Source organism: Streptomyces sp. NPDC107546 (assembly GCF_055639175.1).
On record NZ_JBVKBA010000013.1, the window covers coordinates 100949 to 121216 of the forward strand.

The following is a 20268-nucleotide window of genomic DNA, read 5'->3' on the forward strand; positions in this document are numbered from 1 at the left end:
AGGGCTCGGTGGGCGTGCAGGGCTCGACCGGTGCGCAGGGGCCGATCGGGACTCAGGGTTCGACGGGGTCACAGGGCCCCCAGGGTTTCCAGGGCTCGGTGGGCGTGCAGGGCTCGACCGGTGCGCAGGGGCCGATCGGGACTCAGGGTTCGACGGGGTCACAGGGCCCCCAGGGTTTCCAGGGCTCCACGGGTCCACAGGGTTCTACGGGTGCTCAGGGGGCTACCGGAGCACAGGGTTCGACGGGATCGCAGGGTCCGCAGGGCTTCCAGGGGGCAATCGGCGCTCAGGGCTCTACAGGAGCGCAGGGCTCGACGGGGGTGCAGGGCGCCACGGGCGCGCAGGGTTCGACGGGGGTGCAGGGCCCGCAGGGCTTCCAGGGCTCCACCGGCGCTCAGGGCACCACCGGAGCGCAGGGCTCCACGGGAGTCCAGGGGGCCACGGGTCCACAGGGCACCGCAGGCCCGCAGGGCACGAGTGGCGCCCAGGGCTCCACGGGCGCGCAGGGTTCGACGGGGTCCCAGGGTCCTCAGGGCTTCCAGGGGGCAATCGGCGCTCAGGGCGCTACGGGGGCGCAGGGGGCTACCGGGACCCAGGGATCCACCGGTGCGCAGGGTCTGCAGGGTTTCCAGGGCTCCACCGGGGCACAGGGGTCCATCGGGACTCAGGGGACGACGGGCGCGCAGGGCCCGCAGGGAACTCAGGGAGCGCAGGGCACCCAGGGTGCCCAGGGCGCCGGTTCCACCGGGGCTCAGAGTGTCGTGGTCACCAATACGCTTGCCGGCGCGCAATCGGCCACGACGTTCAACCAGGTCAACTGCCCGGCCAACATGTACGCGACGGGCGGAGGTTCGTACAACGTCAACTCCACGAGCGGAGCCGCCGTTAACTTCCAGGGATTGGCCCGCCCGATCGGCTCACCTGCCACCGGCTGGCAGTCACAGGTGGGATCCGGCGTCACCAACACCACCAACAACATCGTGTACGTGATCTGCAGGCCATGAGGGAACGACGGGAACACACCATGTGCGGGTGGCACGAGGCGGGAGGCGGGGGCAAACCCCCGTAGAGACCGGCGCGTTGGCCGGATGGGAAGGGCGGTGGTGATCCGCGAGGCTCCCCGGTATGAAACCGACCAGCAGCACAAGAGCCGTATGGACCGCCGTGTCCGCCGCCCTTCTCTGTCTCGCCGCCCCGTTGACCGCCTCCGCCTCCGCCGGGGCCCCCTCCTTGAACTGGACCAGGTGCGAGGGCGGCGGCCTCGATCCCCGGCAGCGGTGTGCGTCCGTCGAGGTGCCGATGGACTACGCCGATCCCGGTGGCCGGAAGATCGACGTCGTCGTCTCCCGCATCCCCAGTGAGAAGCCGTCCGCCCGCCGCGGCGTACTGCTGCTGATCCCCGGCGGACCCGGCGGCTCCAGTCTCGGCGACCCCTCGGGCAAGGGGCAGAAGCTGCCGCAGGACGTGCGGGACTCCTACGACCTGGTCGGTTTCGCCCCGCGCGGGCTCGCGCCCTCCACCTCCGTCAGCTGCGGCCTCGACCATGGCGACCTCGCCCTGTCGAAGCTGCGGCCCTGGCCCGCCCCGGACGGGTCGGTCACCGGGAACGTGGCCACGGCCCGGCGGGTGGCGGACGCCTGCGCACGCAACGGCGGTGAACTGATCCGGCACATCAGCACGGTCGACGAGGCTCGCGACATCGACGGCATCCGCGCCGCGCTCGGCGAGCGCAGGCTCTCCGCGTGGGGTGTCTCGTACGGTACGTACGTCGGCGCCGTCTACAGCCAGTTGTTCCCGCAGCGCACCGACCGTGTCGTGCTCGACAGCAACGACGACCCCGACCCCGCCAGGGTCTCCCGTGCCTGGCTCGCCGCATACGAGACCGGCGTCGAGGACACCTTCCCCGAGTTCGCCAAGTGGGCCTCGGCGCCCGGCAACCCGGATCGGGTGGCCACGACGGCGGCAGCGGTGCGACCGCTGTTCCTGCGTCTGGCCGCAACGCTCGACCGTGCACCGATTCCCTGGCCCGGTGCCAACCCCGAGGAGCTGAACGGCAACGTGCTGCGCCAGACGATGCTCGACAGCCTCTACGCGCCCGGTCGTTTCCCAGCCCTGGCGAAGCTGATGCTGGCCGCCCGGAACGGGACCGTGCCGCCCGCCCCGACGGCGCAGCCCGAACCGGTGCTGCAGAACGTCACCGCCGTCAGCGCCGCGACCATGTGCAACGACGTGGCCTGGCCCAGGTCGGCGGCCGCGTACCGCAACGGTGTCGCCGTCAGCCGCCGCGATCACCCGCTGACCGCCGGCATGCCCAGGAACGTGATGGTCTGCGCCGCCTGGCCGTACCCGCCGCAGCAGGCGCCGGTACGGATCACTGCGCGGGGGCCGTCCGGCATCCTGCTCGTGCAGAACGCCCACGACGTCGCAACCCCGCTGAGCGGCGCACTGAAGCTCCGGCAGGCGTTCGGGGCGCGTGCCGTCATGGTGACCGTCGACTCCACCGGCCACGGCGCCTACCTGGCCAACGGCAACGCCTGCGGCGACCGCGTCGTCTCACGCTTCCTGGCGACCGGAGAGCGGCCAGGCCGGGACGTCCGCTGCGGCACCGCACGCCGACCGGGGGTCTGACGGCGGACGGTACGGGCCCCATGGCCAGGGGCCGTACCGCGCGGGGGGCCGTACCGATCCGTGGCCCGTACGTGTGATCTTTGACGGTCGCCACGGCGGGATTCTCCCCAACCGGCACCGCCGGGCACCCGGCAACGGAGCCCGGCGGGAACGTATCGGCCGCCTGGCACGTAACCTAGGGAGGAGTACCACCGCTCTCACGAAGGACTGAACGACACTGGGCAAGCGACAGCCCGAAGGCCCGCCGCCCGCACCCGCGGTGCAGCGCATTCGACTGCGCTACACCAAGCGCGGCCGCCTCCGGTTCACCAGCCACCGTGACTTCCAGCGCGCCTTCGAGCGTGCGTTGCGCCGTGCCGAGGTGCCGATGGCGTACTCGGCGGGGTTCACGCCGCATCCGAAGGTGTCGTACGCCAATGCCGCACCCACCGGCACGGGCAGTGAGGCGGAGTACCTGGAGATCGCGCTCACCGAGGCGCGCGACCCGGAGCGGCTGCGCGTCCTCCTCGACGAGTCGTTGCCCACCGGGCTGGACATCGTCGAGGCGGTCGAGGCCCGCACGTCGGGGCTCGCCGACCGGCTGACGGCCTCCGTCTGGGAGCTGCGGCTGGACGGTGTGGAACCGGCGGAGGCGGAGCGAGCTGTCGCGGCCTTCAACGCGGCCGAGAGTGTCGAGGTCCAGCGCCTGACCAAGAACGGCATGCGCACCTTCGACGCCCGTCCCGCCGTCGCGAGCCTGGAGCGCGTGGAAGCGCACTGTTCGCAGGCTGATGGGCCGAGCGGCCAGCCCTGTGCGATACTGCGGCTGGTTGTTCGGCACGTGACGCCTGCCGTACGACCCGACGACGTCCTGTCCGGTCTCCGCGCCGTGGCCGACCTGGCGCCGCCGGTCCCCGCAGCGGTGACCAGGCTGGCGCAGGGGCTGTTCGATGTAGAGACCGGCACGGTGACCGACCCGCTCGCGCCCGACCGCGAGGCAGTAGCGACCGAGCCGCATCCGGCCGCCGCCACTGCCGCCGCGACGGCGTCGGCGTAAGGAAGGTCCCGCGCAGGGACGTACGTCGTAGCGCCGCCCTCGTACTCGGGAGCCACCTGGGTCGGGCAGCGCACCGACCAGAAGACTTTCGCCAGGCCGTGCACAACAAGGGGTACGGAACCGGCGAGACAGGACACAGAGAGCTCCCGTGCGGCGCCCGCGCCCCGGACGGCGGCACCGCGCACAGCGCGAGCCGCGGACGTCAACGGCGATCCTTGCCGGACCAGGCGCGGCGCCCGGGAGCCTGACGGGAGAAACGCCCGCATGCTCGAACCGACCGAACCCACCGAGGGTTCCGAGAACAACACCCCCAGCGACACCCTGCCGCCGCGCCGCCGGCGCCGCGTCGCCTCGCGCCCGGCGGGCCCGCCGAGCGCCGACGCCGTGACCGGCGAGGTCACAGCGCCCGACCCCGCGAACGGGACCGGGCCGGCCATACCGGCGAAGGCGGAGTCCCCGACCGCTGGGACAGAAGAGATCGAGGAGACCGGGGCGGTGGCCGAGGCCGCCGTTTCCGGTGCCGCCCAAGCCGAGCCCGCCTCCGCGGAGGCGCCCGCTCCGGCTCGTGCGCGTCGGCGTGCCACGCGCCGTGCGTCGGCGCCCACCGGGTCGCCCTCTGCCGCGGAGGCCGTGGAGGTCGTCGTGCCCGCCGGTGGTGACACCGCCGAGTCGCCCGCGGCCCCCGCGGCCGAGGAGGAGTCGGTCGCCGCGGAGGCGCCCGCTGCGGCTCGCCCGCGTCGGCGTGCCACGCGCCGTGCGGAGGCGCCCGTCGGGTCGCCTGCGGCGGCCGAGACCGCCGAGGTCGTCGTACCCGCCGGTGGGGACGGTGGCGAGGCCACCGAGGAGACGCCTGTGCCCGCGGAGCCGGTGGCCGCGGAGGCGCCCGCTCCGGCTCGTGCGCGTCGGCGTGCCACGCGCCGTGCGTCGGCGCCCACCGGAGCGCCCGCTCCCACCGAGGCAGCGGAGCAGGAGGCGGCCCCCGAGGCCCGGACGAAGGCGGCCGAGCAGGCCCCCACCGAGGAGCCCCAGGCCCCCGCCGCCGAAGAGCCGACTCCGCGCCGCACCCGTCGCCGTGCCACTCGTCGGGTGTCCGCGTCGGCCGTCGCGCCCGAGGGCGCCGCCGATGAGGCCCCGCAGGCGGAGGTCGCCGGGACGGCCGGCGCGAGCGAGAAGGCCGAGGCCGTCGAGGAAGGCGCCCACGCCCCCGCCTCCGCGCCCACCCCCGCCGCCGCTGCCGAAGCCGAGCCGGTCGCCGAGGAGGCCGCCCCGCGTCGTCGCCGTCGCGTCGTCCGCAAGGCCGCCGGCGGTTTCTCCGAGCCCGCGCAGCCCGCCTCCACCGCCGACGAGGAGTCCGAGGCCGCACAGCGGCCCGCACGACCCGCCGTGGCCGTGTTCCAGGCGCCGGTGTTCACCGAGCCGATGTTCCAGACCCCGGAGCGGGCCGCCGCTGCCGCCGCCGAGGCGGCGGAGCAGGAGGAGGCCGCCGAGGAGGAGACCGCCGGTGCGCGCCGCCGCCGTCGCCGCCGGGGCGGTGACGAGGAGCCCGTGGCCGTGACGCCCGAGACCACCGACGAGGACGAGGTCAAGGAGGCGGAGGAGGCGGAGGAGTCCGACGAGGGCGAGGAGGCCGAGGAGACCGGTTCGCGCCGGCGCCGCCGCCGTGGTGGCCGTCGTCGTCGCCGTGGCGAGTCCGCCGACGAGGGCGAGTCCGCGGAGGGCGAGGAGACCGAGGAACTCGCCGCCGAGCAGGCCGCGCAGGACGCCGAGGACACCGCCGAGCAGGTCGAGGAGGACGACGAGGAGGCCCAGGAGCACGCCGAGGACACGGCGGCCTCCAGCAGCACCAGCCGGCGCCGTCGCCGGCGCCGCCGCCGGGCCGGTGACGTGCTCGTCGACAACGAGCCGACGTCCGGCGACCCGGAGCGCACGGTCGTCAAGGTCCGCGAGCCGCGCAAGTCCGCCGAGCCGTCCGACGAGGTGCAGTCCATCAAGGGCTCGACCCGCCTGGAGGCGAAGAAGCAGCGCCGCCGGGAGGGCCGCGAGCAGGGCCGCCGCCGCGTCCCGATCATCACCGAGGCCGAGTTCCTGGCCCGCCGAGAGGCCGTCGAGCGTGTGATGGTCGTCCGGCAGAACGGCGAGCGCACGCAGATCGGCGTCCTCGAGGACGGTGTGCTCGTCGAGCACTACGTCAACAAGGAGCAGTCGACCTCGTACGTCGGCAACGTCTACCTGGGCAAGGTCCAGAACGTGCTGCCGTCGATGGAGGCCGCCTTCATCGACATCGGCAAGGGCCGCAACGCGGTGCTCTACGCCGGTGAGGTCAACTTCGAGGCGCTGGGCATGGCCGGCGGCCCGCGCCGCATCGAGTCCGCCCTGAAGTCCGGCCAGTCGGTCCTCGTCCAGGTGACCAAGGACCCGATCGGCCACAAGGGCGCCCGCCTGACCAGCCAGGTCTCCCTGCCGGGTCGTTACCTCGTGTACGTCCCCGAGGGCTCGATGACCGGCATCAGCCGCAAGCTGCCCGACACCGAGCGGGCCCGGCTGAAGACCATCCTCAAGAAGATCGTCCCCGAGGACGCGGGCGTCATCGTGCGCACCGCCGCCGAGGGCGCGAGCGAGGACGAGCTGCGCCGGGACGTCGAGCGGCTGCAGGCGCAGTGGGAGGACATCCAGAAGAAGTCGAAGAACGGCAACGCGCCGACGCTGCTGTACGGCGAGCCGGACATGACCGTCCGCGTCGTGCGCGACATCTTCAACGAGGACTTCTCCAAGGTCATCGTCAGCGGTGACGACGCCTGGCAGACGATCCACGGATACGTCTCGCACGTCGCGCCGGACCTCGCGCCGCGCCTGCAGAGGTGGACCAGCGAGGTCGACGTCTTCGCCACGTACCGGATCGACGAGCAGCTCGCCAAGGCGCTGGACCGCAAGGTGTGGCTGCCGAGCGGCGGTTCGCTGGTGATCGACCGAACCGAGGCGATGGTCGTCATCGACGTCAACACCGGCAAGTTCACCGGTCAGGGCGGCAACCTCGAGGAAACCGTCACCAGGAACAACCTGGAGGCGGCCGAGGAGATCGTCCGCCAGCTGCGGCTGCGCGACCTCGGCGGCATCATCGTGATCGACTTCATCGACATGGTGCTGGAGTCCAACCGGGACCTGGTGCTGCGGCGCCTGCTGGAGTGCCTGGGCCGGGACCGCACGAAGCACCAGGTCGCCGAGGTGACCTCGCTGGGCCTGGTCCAGATGACCCGGAAGCGGGTCGGACAGGGCCTGCTGGAGTCGTTCTCCGAGACCTGCGTGCACTGCAACGGCCGTGGCGTGATCGTCCACATGGACCAGGCGGCCGCGGCCGGCGGCGGCAAGCGCAGGAAGCGCGGCCGGGGCGGCGCCGAGGCCGAGCCCGAGACGCACGAGGCCGTGACCGCCGAGGTCGAGGAGGCCGCCGAGGTCCCCGAGGAGGCGGAGGTCGCGGTTCCGGCGGCGCTGTCGGAGTCGGCCGTGACGGAGTCGCTGATGGACTCGGTCGCGCCGGACGAGGAGCTGTACAGCAGCGTCGCCGAGGCGGAGGCCGCCGCGTCCCGGGGCCGTTCGCGGCGCCGGGTGAGCCGGCGGGCGCCGGCTCCCGCGGGTGCCCCGCGGACCGAGGAGCGGGCGCCGAAGTCCCGTACGGACGAGCGCGCACCGAAGTCGCGGTCGGAGGCGGAGGCGGAGCCGATGGCGGCCGAGGACCCGGTCGTCGAGGCGCCCGCGCCCGTCGAGGAGGAGGCCGCGCCCAAGGGCCGTACGCGCCGTCGGGCGACCCGCAAGGTGTCGGCGCCGGCCGGTTCGCCCGCCGAGGCCGTGGTGACGGTCCCGGAGGCCGCGCCGCAGCCCGCCGAGCAGCCGGAAGCCCAGGCCCCGGCCGAGCCTGTGGCCGAGCAGGACGCCGAGCCGGCCGAGGCGCCCGTGGAGAGCGCGGCCCCGGCCCGTCCGCGCCGCCGTGCCGTCCGCAAGGCCACGGCGCCGACGTCGTCGCAGGAGACGGCGGTCGTGGTCGTCCCGGCGGCGGCGGAGGCCCCGGCGGAGCAGACCGAGGCCCCGGCGGAGGCCGAGCCCGAGACGGTGGCGCCCGCCAAGAAGGCGGCCCGCAAGACCGCCAAGAAGGCCACGGCGAAGAAGGCCGCCACCAAGAAGACGGCTGCCAAGAAGACGGCCGCGAAGAAGACCGCCGCGAAGAAGACGACCGCCAAGAAGGCGGCGGCCAAGAAGACGGCGGCCAAGAAGACGGCGGCGGCCGAGCAGTCGGCGCAGCCGACCGTTTCGGTCACCACGGAGGACTGACCCTCCGACGCGACGGCACCGTCACGACGGCGGCCCGCCCGGATCTCTCCGGGCGGGCCGCCGTCGTGTGCAGGAGTGGCGAACAGGACCCGGTTTGACCCTTCCCGACCCGGCCCCGTAACCTTGACCGTCGGCGTGTCCCCTGATGCGCCACATCCCCGTAAACCTCTTCCTCCCGGGCACGGGCCGCCAAGGCCGTCCGGGAGAGGTCGTCCCCGCGTGCAACGCAGGGCGGCTGGCCTGCGGGGGTGCCGTTTACCCGAGCGAGAGAGTGAGTTCCGCGTGTACGCCATCGTGCGCAGCGGTGGTCGCCAGCACAAGGTTGCTGTCGGCGACATCGTTGAGGTTGACAAGATTTCCACTGCCAAGGTTGGCGACACGGTCGAGCTCTCGACCCTGCTCGTGGTCGACGGCGACTCCGTGACCAGCGACCCGTGGGTGCTGGCCGGCATCAAGGTCCAGGCCGAGGTCGTGGACCACCACAAGGGCCAGAAGATCGACATTCTGCGCTACAAGAACAAGACCGGTTACCGCCGTCGCCAGGGCCACCGCCAGCAGTACACGGCGATCAAGGTCACCGAGATCCCCACGGCTGCGAAGTAAGGGACTGAGAACAGATGGCACACAAGAAGGGCGCATCGTCCACCCGGAACGGTCGCGACTCCAACGCCCAGCGGCTCGGCGTGAAGCGCTTCGGCGGTCAGGTCGTCTCCGCGGGTGAGATCCTGGTCCGTCAGCGCGGCACCCACTTCCACCCGGGCGCGGGCGTCGGCCGTGGCGGCGACGACACGCTGTTCGCGCTGCAGGCCGGTGCGGTGCAGTTCGGCACCCACCGTGGCCGCAAGGTCGTGAACATCGTTCCGGTCGCCTGAGTCTCCTGATTCACGGCTTGGACCGAACGTTTAGCGAGGCGGACCTCACTTCCCGGTCGGGAAGGCGGGTCCGCCTTTCGCTTGTTGTACAGCACACCACTCATACGTTTTCTGGAGGCACTGAACCATGACCACCTTCGTGGACCGCGTCGAACTCCATGTCGCCGCGGGTAACGGAGGCCACGGCTGTGCCTCCGTGCATCGTGAGAAGTTCAAGCCGCTCGGCGGCCCCGACGGCGGCAACGGCGGACGTGGCGGCGACGTGATCCTCACCGTCGACCAGTCGGTGACCACGCTGCTCGACTACCACCACTCCCCGCACCGCAAGGCCACCAACGGCAAGCCCGGCGAGGGCGGCTTCCGCTCCGGCAAGGACGGCCAGGACCTGGTCCTGCCCGTTCCGAACGGCACCGTCGTCCTCGACAAGGCGGGCAACGTACTGGCCGACCTGGTCGGCCACGGCACCTCGTACATCGCCGCCCAGGGCGGCCGCGGCGGCCTCGGCAACGCGGCGCTGGCCTCCGCCCGCCGCAAGGCGCCCGGCTTCGCGCTGCTCGGCGAGCCCGGCGATGTGCACGACATCGTGCTGGAGCTGAAGACCGTCGCGGACGTGGCCCTCGTCGGCTACCCGAGCGCGGGCAAGTCCTCGCTGATCTCCGTGCTGTCCGCCGCCAAGCCGAAGATCGCCGACTACCCGTTCACCACCCTCGTCCCGAACCTGGGCGTGGTCACGGCGGGCTCGACCGTCTACACCATCGCCGACGTCCCCGGGCTCATCCCGGGCGCCAGCCAGGGCAAGGGGCTGGGCCTGGAGTTCCTGCGGCACGTCGAGCGGTGCAGCGTCCTCGTGCACGTGTTGGACACGGCCACGCTGGAGTCCGACCGCGACCCCGTCTCCGACCTCGACATCATCGAGGAGGAGCTGAAGCAGTACGGCGGCCTCGACAACCGGCCCCGCATCGTCGTCCTCAACAAGATCGACGTCCCCGACGGCAAGGACCTCGCCGAGATGGTGCGGCCCGACCTCCAGGCCCGCGGCTACCGCGTCTTCGAGGTGTCCGCGGTGGCGCACACCGGGCTGAAGGAGTTGTCGTACGCCGTCGCCGACCTGGTCGCGCAGGCGCGCGCCGCCAAGCCGAAGGAGGAGGCGACCCGGATCGTCATCCGGCCGCAGGCCGTCGACGACGCGGGCTTCACCGTCACGCGCGAGGCGGACGGGCTCTTCCGCGTGCGCGGCGAGAAGCCGGAGCGCTGGGTGCGCCAGACCGAGTTCAACAACGACGAGGCCGTGGGCTACCTCGCCGACCGGCTGAACCGCCTCGGCGTCGAGGAACAGCTGATGAAGGCGGGCGCGAAGTCCGGGGACGGCGTCGCCATCGGACCCGAGGACAACGCGGTCGTCTTCGACTGGGAGCCGTCGGTGACGGCGGGCGCGGAGATGCTCGGACGGCGTGGCGAGGACCACCGGTTCGAGGGTGTACGGCCTGCCGCGCAGCGGCGCAAGGAACGGCAGGCCGAACACGACGAGGCGCAGCAGGACTTCGACGACTTCGAGCCGTTCTGACAGCCGCGGGCAGCGGGCTCGGCCCCTGACTGCCCGCGGGGCTGCCCTGCCCTTCTTCTTCGGGTCGAGGCGGGTGTGCCGGGGGTGGGCTGGCGTGACGTCTCGGTGACCCGACGCGAGCTCCGGTCACCGTCCGCTTCCTGGACCGGTGCGCGGCACCCGTGCGTCTTCGCGTAGATTGCCGGACGGGAGCGGATATAAGCGCGCGAGGGGAAGAACAGCAGGTGGCAGGCGCAAGGCAGGCCGTGGAAGAGGCCCACAGGATCGTCGTCAAGGTGGGCTCCTCCTCGCTGACCACAGCCGCGGGCGGGCTCGACGCCGACCGCGTCGACGCCCTCGTCGACGTGCTCGCCAAGCACCGAAAGCAGGGGGTGCCCCGAAGCGCCTCCGGTGAGGGCGGTGGTGGGAGACGGGCGGGCGGGGGGGAGAGGGAGGTCGTCCTTGTCTCCTCCGGCGCCATCGCCGCCGGCCTCGCGCCTCTCGGTCTGCGCCGTCGCCCCCGCGACCTGGCCCGCCAGCAGGCCGCCGCCAGCGTCGGCCAGGGCCTCCTGGTCGCCCGCTACACGGCCTCCTTCGCCCGCTACGGCATCCGCGTCGGCCAGATCCTCCTGACCGGCGACGACACCAGCCGTCGCGCCCACCACCGCAACGCCTCCCGCACCCTCGACAAGCTTCTCGCGATGGGCGCGCTGCCGGTCGTCAACGAGAACGACACCGTCGCCACCGACGAGATCCGCTTCGGCGACAACGACCGCCTCGCCGCGCTCGTCGCCCACCTCGTGCACGCCGACCTGCTGGTCCTGCTGTCGGACGTGGACGGCGTCTACGACGGGGACCCCAGCAGGCCCGGTACCTCGCGGATAGCGGAGGTGCGGGGCCCGCAGGACCTGGCGCACGTGGAGATCGGCAGCGCGGGCAAGGCCGGCGTCGGCACCGGCGGCATGGTCACCAAGGTGGAGGCGGCCCGCATCGCGGCGGCGGCCGGCATCCCCGTGGTGCTCACCTCCGCCGTGCACGCCGCCGACGCCCTCGCGGGCCGTGACACCGGCACCTTCTTCCACCCCACCGGCAAGCGCTCCGCCGACCGGCTGCTGTGGCTGCAGCACGCCTCCGCCCCGCAGGGCGCCCTCACCCTCGACGACGGAGCCGTGCGCGCCGTCGTGGAGGGCCGCAAGTCGCTGCTGCCCGCCGGCATCGCCGCGGTCGAGGGCGACTTCAGCGCGGGCGACCCCGTCGAACTGCGTGACAGCGAGGGGCGGGCGGTCGCGCGCGGGCTCGTCAACTTCGACGCCAAGGAGATCCCCCGGCTGATCGGCCGCTCGACCAGGGAACTGGCGCGCGAACTGGGCCCCGCCTACGAACGCGAGGTCATCCACCGGGACGACCTGGTCGTCCTGCACCCGTGAAGCCGTAAGCCCGCGTTCCGCGCGTCCGCGAGAGGCCGAAAGTCCCGCCCCGCGGGCCGGTCCGGTGAGGGACGTTCCGCAAAACCGCCCCACGGGCCCGCGCGGCCTGCTCCACTGGGTCTCTGGGACCGGTCGCCCGGCCGGGTCCCTGGCACCCATTCCGCACGAGCACCGCGTAAGGAGGCCGTCGTGAGACGAGTGCGCCCGGGGGCGGCGTCCCGCGGTGGTGGCACCTCCGGAGCCTCCCGGGGCGGCGGCCCGCGCAAGGCCGACGAGCAGCGCGCGCTGACCAGCGTCCCGGCCGGGGAGGCGTACCAGGAGCCCGCCGACGCTCACCAGGAGCCCGCGGAGACGCCCCGGCTGTGGCACGTCACGCTCAGCGTCTCGGGCGAGGAGGCACCGCTGAAGGAGGTGCGGCGCTCCCTCGAACAGCTGGCCAACGACCACCCCTTCCTGCTGACCAGCCGCTACGCGTGCGACCACGCCGAGATCCGCTATTGGGAGGAGGCCCGCGACCTGCACGACGCCGCCGCGGTCGCGCTGCGCCTGTGGGGCGAGCACCGGCAGAGCGCGGGGCTGCCGCCCTGGGAGATCGTCGGCCTGGAAGTCGTCGACCGCGACACCTACCACCAGCGGGTCACCGAGGGATACGGGCCGCCACCGGCCACACCGGTCGGAGTTCACCCGTTTTGAGTGTGTCTCGGTGTGTGGGACGAGCCCTGAACGGGGATGTCCGGCGCACTACCCTTCCCTCATGACCACGCTCTCGCCGTACGACTCCATGTCCCCGGTGGCCCAGGCCGCCTACCGCGCCAAGGCCGCCGCAGCCGATCTCGCGCCGCTGCCGCGCGCCGAGAAGGACGACGCGCTGCTCGCCATTGCGGACGCGCTGGAGGTCCGCACGAGCGAGATCGTCGAGGCCAACGCCAGGGACATCGCCAAGGCCCGCGAGGCCGGCACCAGCGAGGCCATCATCGACCGGCTCACGCTCACCCCCGAACGGGTCCGGGCCATCGCCTCCGACGTTCGGGACGTCGCCGCCCTGCCGGACCCGGTCGGCGAGGTCGTCCGCGGCTCCACGCTGCCCAACGGCATCGACCTGCGCCAGGTCCGCGTCCCGCTCGGCGTGGTCGGGATCATCTACGAGGCCCGGCCGAACGTGACCGTCGACGCCGCCGCCCTGTGCCTGAAGTCCGGCAACGCGGTCCTGCTGCGCGGCTCGTCCTCGGCCTACGAGTCGAACACCGCGCTCGTACGGGTGCTGCGCGACGCCGTGGGCGGGGCCGGCCTGCCCGCCGACGCCGTCCAGCTCGTGCCCGGTGAGAGCCGCGAGTCGGTGCGCGAGCTGATGCGCGCCCGCGGCCTGGTCGACGTGGTCATCCCGCGCGGCGGCGCCTCCCTGATCCGCACGGTCGTCGAGGAGTCCACCGTCCCGGTGATCGAGACGGGCACCGGCAACTGCCACGTCTACGTCGACGCCCAGGCCGACATCGACATGGCGATCGACATCCTGATCAACTCCAAGGCGCAGCGGCCGAGCGTGTGCAACGCCGCCGAGACGCTGCTGGTCCACCAGGACATCGCCCCCGAGTTCCTGCCGCGCGCCCTGGAGGCCCTCGCGGACGCCGGGGTCACCGTGCACGCCGACCAGCGCGTGATGGCTTACGCCAAGGACTCCCGGGCCACGGTGGTGGAGGCGACGCCCGACGACTGGGACACCGAGTACCTGTCGTACGACATCGCCGCCGCGGTCGTGGACTCCCTGGACGGGGCCGTGCAGCACATCCGGCTGTGGAGCTCCGGCCACACCGAGGCGATCGTCACCACCTCGCAGCAGGCCGCCCGCCGATTCACCCAACTGGTCGATTCGACGACGGTCGCGGTGAACGCCTCGACGCGCTTCACGGACGGGGGCCAGTTCGGCTTCGGCGCGGAGATCGGGATCTCCACCCAGAAGCTGCACGCCAGGGGCCCCATGGGCCTGCCGGAGCTGACCAGCACCAAGTACATCGTCACCGGCGACGGGCACGTCCGGCGCTGAGCGAGCGCTCGTTCCCCAGAGCGGTGACCGCTCCCGGCACCCGCCTGAGGACCGTCTCGCCAGGCGGATGAATTTCCATACCGTCTGCCCAAATTGACCCCCCAGGTCTACTCTGGATCCGTGCCGGAGGACGTGGGGGGCACGCCGTTCGCTGACGGCCCGGAGCCCGACGACGACCGCGACCGCGGAGCGATGGACGAAGAGTTCGCCTCCGCGGTCTTCGACGAGGCCTGGATACGGGCCGCCCTGGTCCACGAGCCGACGGCCGTGGAAAGACTCCTCGCCGCCGCCCAGGCCCGCGCCGACGCCCAGGAGGCGGAGGCGCGCCGAGCGCGTGGCAGGGCCGCACGGGGCGACGACGAGCGCTACGACGACGGATTCGGTCCCGACGACGGATTCGGCCACGGCCTGGACCCCGACGACCTGGACGACATGGCCGTCCTGGACGGCCGCTACGGCACCACGGGCCCCTTCGGCAGGGCCTACGGCAAGGGCGCCCGCTGGCACCGCCCGGTCGCCTGGATGCTCGCCCTCGTGATGGGCATCGGCATGGTCGCCCTGGCCTTCACCGCGGTGTACCGGGGCGGGTCCTCCGATCGTCAGGACCAGGTCCCGACGCCCGCCTCGACCGGTCTGGAGCAGGGCCAGGAAGCCGGCGCGGGCACCACCGGCCCCTCGGCCTCCGCCGACTACTCGCCCCCGGCGTTTTCCGCGGTGCCGCGGACCCCCTGACCCCCGAACCTGGCGTTCCGTGAGCTCACGGGCGATGCGCGCAACCGCCCTGACCCAGGGTTCGAGAATCGTTCGAAAACCTGGTGAGGACCTGTCAGAACTTGTCGTGTACCAGGGCGTTTACCCGGGCTCCCGGAGACCTACTCTGAAGATATGGGCGGGCCCGGAGACCCACCCGAGGGGCTGCCCGAGGGTGCTCCCAGCGGTGGCGAGGACGAGTACCGATCCGTCGTGTTCGACGAGTCGTTCGTTCGGGCTGCCCGCCTTCAGGAGTACTCCGCCCGGGAGCGGATGGCCGACCACGCCCCCGCCGTGCGTCGACGCCCGCTCCTGCACCGCGCACTGCCCAGACAGGCGCTGATCCTCGTCCTGCTCATAGCCGTCGCCTTCGCCACCGCGGTCTACATGAGCGTGCGCCATCCGTACCAGGCGTCCAGGGTCCAGACCGTCGAACCGCTGCGCATGACGGTGATACCGCTGGCACCGCAGTCCGCTGTACCCGGCGCCACGGACCCCGAGGCGCTGTACGCGCACAGCCCCGCCGCGCAGTTCCGCGTCGGCGCCCAGGGCATCACCTTTCCCGCCGCCCGGCGCACCGCGCACTTCTCCGAGAGTCAGGTCTACGCCGCCCTGACCAACGCGAAGAACTACCTGGTCGCGTCCTCGCTCGACCCGGCCGTCCTCACCGGCGACGCCGTGCGCCCGGTGCGCCTGCTGCTCGATCCGCAGCAGCTCGACCAGTTCGACCAGAGCTTCTCCCACCCGGCCTCGGACGGGCGGCACGCGGCCACCGGCTGGCTGGTCCGCTTCGATCCCTCCCGTGCCCGGCTGGCCGACCAGAACATCCGCGTCCGGGGCACGCTCCAGGCCACCGAGGCCGACTCCGACACGCTGGAGGTCAGCGCCGACCACACCGTGGTGTACGCGCTGAAGCCGGCCGGCTCCGACGCCAAGGCGAAGGCGTCGCTGTTCACCGTGCGCCGCGAGGTGACCTTCCGCTTCGACCGTGACGACCTGCGCCTGAACCAGGCGGAGCTCGTCGCCGCCTACGCCCAGGCCGGACCGCTCGCCTGCACCGAGGACACCGCGAGCCACCTCCGGCCGCTGCTCGCCGGTCAGACCGCCAAGGCGGGCGGCCCGGCCGGCACCGACCCCTTCGCGACGGGCAGCGCGACGGCCCTGTGCGGCACACTGTCGGCGAGCGCGGAACCGAGGGTGTAGGGCTGCCCGCCGGGCCCGTCCCCCGCACCCGGCCCGCCCGGTGGCGGAGGCCGTCAGTCCTTGCCGTAGGGGCTCTCGTCGCCCGGGTGGCTGTCGTCCGGGTGGCTGTCGCCCGGGTGGCTGTCGTCCGTGTGGCTGTCGTCGGGACGGCTGTCGTCCGGCTCGCGCGGCGCGTCCTTGGGGCCGCCCGCGAAGCCCGCGAAGCCGCGCCGCACCCGGTCGCCGAGGCCACCGGCGCCGTCCGCGAGGTCGTTGACCAGCTTCATCAGCGGGTCCTTGGACTGCCTGACCTCGTTCGCGTAGCTCGCCGCCGACTGCCGGAACGAGTCCGACACCGAGGTGTCCCCGTCCTCGCTGCGCCGCGCGTAGTGACCGTCCATGATCCGCTGGTGGTCGCGGGAGGCGGCCCACTTCTTCAGCTCGGCCGCGCGGACCGTGGTGAAGGGGTGCGTACGCGGCAGCACGTTGAGGATCTTGAGCACGGAGTCGCGCAGATCGCCCCCGGCCTCGTACTCCTCGGCCTGCTCGAGGAACGCGTCCACGTTCATCTCGTGCAGATGGTTGCCACCCGCCATCTTCATCAGCCCGCGCATCGAGGCCTGCAGATCCTGCCCGACCAGCAGACCGGCCCGGTCGGCCGACAGCTCCGACTTGCGGAACCACTCCCGCAGCGCCGTCACGATCGCCATGACCGCGAGGTTGCCCAGCGGGATCCAGGCGACCCGCAGCGCCAGGTTGGTCAGGAACAGCAGGACGGTCCGGTAGACCGAGTGACCCGAGAGCGCGTGCCCCACCTCATGACCGACGACCGCCCGCATCTCCTCCTCGTCCAGCAGCTCCACCAGCCCGGTCGTCAGGACGATGATCGGCTCGTCGAGGCCGATGCACATCGCGTTCGGCCGGGGGTCCTGGGTGACGTACATCGGCGGCACCTTCTCCAGGTCCAGGATGTAGCAGGCGTCCCGCAGCATGTCGTTGAGGTGGGCGAACTGCGCGTCCGAGACCCGCACCGAGTCGGAGAGGAACAGCAGCCTGAGACTGCGCTCGGGCAGCAGACCGCTCAGGGCCTTGAAGACCGTGTCGAAGCCGCTCAGCTTGCGCAGGGCCACCAGGGCCGAACGGTCCGCCGGGTGTTCGTACGCGCGTGAGGAGATCCCCGGAAAACGCCTGCGCTGCCTGCTCGGCACCCGCTCGTGACCGTTCTGGCCCTGACCGGCGTCGGACATGCGTTCCCCCATGTGTCTGATGGCTCGCTGTGCGCGGCCCGCGTGACGTGCCCCCGAAGCGGTCTCCAGCCTAGGCGGAGATACCGTGACAGGGCAGCACACCGTAAGGAGCGATCTCATGGAGCACATCAGCGCCGCCTGGCTCACCGAGGCAGCGACGGCCGCCAGCCGACAGGGCCCGGGCAACCTGCTCCGAGTCGTCCTGATCGTGATGGTCCTCGGCTGTGTCCTGACCGGCTGGTTCCTGCTGCGGGGCTACAAGCGCAAGGACTGACCCGGGCGCCGCGCGGCGGCGCCCGGCGGGCCGGAACCGCCGGTCCGGGCCCGCCCGGTGCTCGCGGTCCGCGTTCAACGGCGGAGTCGCCGTGATGCCCGGGAACGCGCCCGCATACCATGAGCCGACGTCTTTATCCCGCCCACACCGGATAGGTACTGCCGAAGATGAGCTTCCACAGCACCGCTGCCCAGTTGGCCACCCTCGCCGAGGGCGAAGGCGAGCGCCACGCGAGCATCAGCCCCTTCATGACGGGCGGAGGCGCCCTCGTCATCCTCCTCCTGCTGCTGTGGATCACCACCCGCTTCAACCGCGACCGCTGAGCCGGGGCCAAGAGCCCGTCCCGGCCGCTCGCGAGGGCCTCTGGGCCGGTGCCCGACGGCCGGGCCGGTAGGGTCTGCACGCATGGGAGAGCAGCACACACCCACCGGTCCGGCGAAGGGCACGGGACCCGGCCCCGGCAGTGGGCCGTCGAACCCGGGCAAGCGCCGCCTCGGCGTCATGGGCGGAACGTTCGATCCGATCCATCACGGTCACCTGGTCGCGGCCAGCGAGGTCGCCGCCCAGTTCCACCTCGACGAGGTGGTCTTCGTGCCCACCGGCCAGCCGTGGCAGAAGACCGACCGCAAGGTCAGCCCCGCCGAGGACCGCTATCTGATGACGGTCATCGCGACCGCCGAGAACCCCCAGTTCTCGGTGAGCCGCATCGACATCGACCGCGGCGGTCCCACCTACACCACGGACACACTCCGTGATCTCAAGGCGCTCAACCCCGACACCGACCTCTTCTTCATCACCGGCGCCGACGCGCTCGGCCAGATCCTCACCTGGCGTTACACGGACGAGTTGTTCTCCCTGGCCCACTTCATCGGCGTCACCCGCCCCGGTCACACCCTCGCCGACCCGGGTCTCCCCGAGGGCGGCGTCTCGCTCGTCGAAGTTCCCGCGCTCGCCATCTCGTCCACAGACTGCCGTGCGAGAGTCGTCAAGGGCGAACCCGTCTGGTACCTGGTGCCGGACGGCGTGGTGCGCTACATCGACAAACGGCAGCTGTACCGCGGCGAGTGAGCCGAGAGGGGCACCGGTGAACGACCGATACGACGGATACGCGGGCGGCGACCAGTACGAGCTCGTCGGCTACGACGAGTTCGGGCAGCCTGTGTACCGACAGGTGCCCGCGCAGCGGACCCCGCAGGGCTACGACCCGTACGGCACACAGCCCGACCAGCAGCACCAGGGCTACGACTACGACCCGTACGCGACCGGCACCCAGCAGTCAGTGGGGCCTTACCACACCGGTCGGCAGCAGCCCGTGTCCTCCCATGACACCGGCCAGCAGCAGCATCCCGCCGCCCCTTACGGCCCTTACGCCCCGTACGGCACCACGACCGCCGCCGGCCACGACCCCTACGGCCAGGCGGCGACCAGTGGTCAGCAGCCGCCCGTCACCGAGCAGACCGCCTACATCCCGCACCAGGCCGGCCCGGCCGACAGCGCCCCGGGTCACGCGCCCGGGACCGGCTTCGCCGACGACGGCACGCCCGCGGGCGGCGAGACCGCCGAGAAGGATCCGCACGGCGACCGCGACTACCACACCGAGCAGTTCGCCTTCGTCGAGGAGCCCGACGGCGACTCCGAGGACGTCATCGACTGGCTGAAGTTCACCGAGAACCGCACCGAGCGCCGCGAGGAGGCCCGCCGCCGCGCCCGCAGCCGGATCGTCGCCCTGGCCGTCGTGCTCGCCCTGGTGGCGGTCGGTGGCGTCGGCTACCTCTGGTACGCGGGCAAGCTGCCCGGCCTCTCCTCCGGCGGCAAGTCCGGCACGACGACGACGGCCGCGACCGCCCAGAACCGCGACGTGATCGTCGTCCACCTGCACAACACCAAGGGCGGCGGCACCTCGACCGCGCTGCTCGTCGACAACACCACCACCAAGCAGGGCGCCACCGTGCTGCTGCCCAACTCCCTTGCGCTGACCTCGGACGACGGCAGCACGACCACCCTCGCAAAGTCGGTCGCCGACGACGGCTCCTCCGGCACCAGCGACGCCATCGCCTCGGTCCTCGGCACCAGGATCGAGGGCACCTGGCGCCTCGACACCCCCTACCTGCAGAACCTCGTCGAACTCGTCGGCAACATCGAGGTCGACACCAACGCCGACGTCCCCGACCCCGGCGCCAAGAAGAAGGGCGGCGCGCCCCTCGTGCACAAGGGGCAGGGCCAGACGCTCAGCGGCACGATGGCCGTCGCCTACGCCACCTACCGCGCCACCGGGGAGCCCCAGGACGCCCAGCTCGAGCGGTTCGGCCAGGTGATGCAGGGGGTGCTGCGCAAGATGTCCTCCGAGCCGCAGGCCGCGACGACCACCGTGCAGACGCTCGCCCAGATCCTCGACCCCTCCCTGACCGACCACGACCTCGGCACCTTCCTGGCCAAGCTCGCGGACCACGCCAAAGACGGCGACTACAAGACCGCACTGCTGCCGGTCCAGTCCGACGGCACCATCGGCCAGAAGGCCACCGACACCGTGGTCAGGACGCTGCTCGGTGGCACCGTGAAGAGCCCCCAGTCCGGTGACGCCGTCCGGGTCGGCCTCAAGAACGCCACCGGTTCCCGGGCCGCCGCCGAGCAGGCCCGTGTCGTCCTCGTCAACGGCGGCTACACCTCCGTCGACGCCGGCACCGGCCCGGCCGAGGCCACCTCCCGGGTGACCTACGCCGACGACGGCGACAAGCAGAACGCCATCGAGGTCGCCAAGACCCTCGGCCTTCCCACCAGCGCCGTCAAGAAGGGCACGGGCGCTTCGAACGCGAACGTCTCGGTCGTGCTCGGCAGGGACTTCAAGCCGTCCTCGTGACGTGGAGCACACAACCCGGCCGCCGGGGCGTGCTCCATTAATCACATGGGGTGCCCTCGGCGGTCCGTGAGACCCTTGAGGTATCACT

General features: G+C 72.3%; 17 protein-coding genes. 16 read left to right on the forward strand and 1 reads right to left on the reverse strand.

From position 1 onward, the window contains the following. Nucleotides 1-320: 320 nt before the first annotated feature. The 12 genes from ACZ7L1_RS20630 to ACZ7L1_RS20685 all read left to right on the forward strand — a co-directional run bounded on the left by ACZ7L1_RS20630 (nt 321) and on the right by ACZ7L1_RS20685 (nt 15823). Nucleotides 321-1004 carry a hypothetical protein gene (locus ACZ7L1_RS20630; protein ID WP_471439029.1) on the forward strand — a complete coding sequence of 228 codons (684 nt, stop codon included), beginning with the start codon at nt 321-323 and terminating at the stop codon, nt 1002-1004. A 121-nt stretch (nt 1005-1125) separates the two neighbouring features. After that, entirely contained in the window at nt 1126-2628 is a 1503-nt protein-coding gene (locus ACZ7L1_RS20635; RefSeq protein WP_471439031.1) for an alpha/beta hydrolase, read from the forward strand. A 259-nt stretch (nt 2629-2887) separates the two neighbouring features. Continuing rightward, the gene (locus tag ACZ7L1_RS20640) at nt 2888-3664 is read left to right on the forward strand and encodes a TIGR03936 family radical SAM-associated protein (RefSeq protein ID WP_471439033.1); all 777 of its coding nucleotides are present in this window, start codon (nt 2888-2890) and stop codon (nt 3662-3664) included. A 264-nt stretch (nt 3665-3928) separates the two neighbouring features. Beyond that, nucleotides 3929-7987 carry an Rne/Rng family ribonuclease gene (locus ACZ7L1_RS20645; RefSeq protein WP_471439035.1) on the forward strand — a complete coding sequence of 1353 codons (4059 nt, stop codon included), beginning with the start codon at nt 3929-3931 and terminating at the stop codon, nt 7985-7987. A 282-nt stretch (nt 7988-8269) separates the two neighbouring features. Then, on the forward strand, nt 8270-8590 hold the full coding sequence (gene rplU, locus ACZ7L1_RS20650; protein ID WP_004001309.1) for a 50S ribosomal protein L21: 321 nt from the start codon (nt 8270-8272) through the stop codon (nt 8588-8590). A 14-nt stretch (nt 8591-8604) separates the two neighbouring features. Then, nucleotides 8605-8859 carry a 50S ribosomal protein L27 gene (rpmA, locus tag ACZ7L1_RS20655; protein WP_471439037.1) on the forward strand — a complete coding sequence of 85 codons (255 nt, stop codon included), beginning with the start codon at nt 8605-8607 and terminating at the stop codon, nt 8857-8859. A gap of 127 nt (nt 8860-8986) precedes the next feature. Further along, nucleotides 8987-10423 (forward strand): GTPase ObgE, encoded by a 1437-nt coding sequence (gene obgE, locus ACZ7L1_RS20660; protein ID WP_471439039.1) that lies wholly within the window; start codon nt 8987-8989, stop codon nt 10421-10423. A gap of 224 nt (nt 10424-10647) precedes the next feature. Continuing rightward, a complete protein-coding gene (gene proB / locus ACZ7L1_RS20665) occupies nt 10648-11829 on the forward strand; it encodes a glutamate 5-kinase (RefSeq protein WP_471439041.1) in 1182 nt (393 codons plus the stop codon). A 189-nt stretch (nt 11830-12018) separates the two neighbouring features. After that, nucleotides 12019-12522 carry a hypothetical protein gene (locus ACZ7L1_RS20670; RefSeq protein ID WP_471439043.1) on the forward strand — a complete coding sequence of 168 codons (504 nt, stop codon included), beginning with the start codon at nt 12019-12021 and terminating at the stop codon, nt 12520-12522. 61 nt (nt 12523-12583) lie between these two features. Beyond that, nucleotides 12584-13870 (forward strand): glutamate-5-semialdehyde dehydrogenase, encoded by a 1287-nt coding sequence (locus tag ACZ7L1_RS20675; RefSeq protein WP_471439045.1) that lies wholly within the window; start codon nt 12584-12586, stop codon nt 13868-13870. A gap of 120 nt (nt 13871-13990) precedes the next feature. Next, complete coding sequence (locus ACZ7L1_RS20680) at nt 13991-14602, forward strand: SCO2584 family spore wall biosynthesis protein (RefSeq protein ID WP_471439047.1); 612 nt, start codon at nt 13991-13993, stop codon at nt 14600-14602. A gap of 153 nt (nt 14603-14755) precedes the next feature. After that, the gene (locus ACZ7L1_RS20685) at nt 14756-15823 is read left to right on the forward strand and encodes an SCO2583 family membrane protein (protein ID WP_471439049.1); all 1068 of its coding nucleotides are present in this window, start codon (nt 14756-14758) and stop codon (nt 15821-15823) included. Between the two features lie 53 nt (nt 15824-15876). Here the strand turns inward: ACZ7L1_RS20685 and ACZ7L1_RS20690 are convergent, their stop codons facing one another. Next, on the reverse strand, nt 15877-17049 hold the full coding sequence (locus ACZ7L1_RS20690; protein ID WP_471439051.1) for a M48 family metallopeptidase: 1173 nt from the start codon (nt 17047-17049) through the stop codon (nt 15877-15879). Between the two features lie 118 nt (nt 17050-17167). On the opposite strand from ACZ7L1_RS20690, the gene ACZ7L1_RS20695 reads away from it, so the two are divergent. The 4 genes from ACZ7L1_RS20695 to ACZ7L1_RS20710 all read left to right on the forward strand — a co-directional run bounded on the left by ACZ7L1_RS20695 (nt 17168) and on the right by ACZ7L1_RS20710 (nt 20180). Then, nucleotides 17168-17323 carry a hypothetical protein gene (locus ACZ7L1_RS20695; protein WP_200417350.1) on the forward strand — a complete coding sequence of 52 codons (156 nt, stop codon included), beginning with the start codon at nt 17168-17170 and terminating at the stop codon, nt 17321-17323. A 167-nt stretch (nt 17324-17490) separates the two neighbouring features. Then, nucleotides 17491-17646 (forward strand): hypothetical protein, encoded by a 156-nt coding sequence (locus ACZ7L1_RS20700; protein ID WP_181923042.1) that lies wholly within the window; start codon nt 17491-17493, stop codon nt 17644-17646. 82 nt (nt 17647-17728) lie between these two features. After that, nucleotides 17729-18391, forward strand: coding sequence for a nicotinate-nucleotide adenylyltransferase (nadD, locus tag ACZ7L1_RS20705; RefSeq protein ID WP_471439052.1), 663 nt, complete (start codon nt 17729-17731; stop codon nt 18389-18391). A gap of 16 nt (nt 18392-18407) precedes the next feature. Continuing rightward, on the forward strand, nt 18408-20180 hold the full coding sequence (locus tag ACZ7L1_RS20710) for an LCP family protein (RefSeq protein ID WP_471439054.1): 1773 nt from the start codon (nt 18408-18410) through the stop codon (nt 20178-20180). Nucleotides 20181-20268 lie beyond the last annotated feature (88 nt).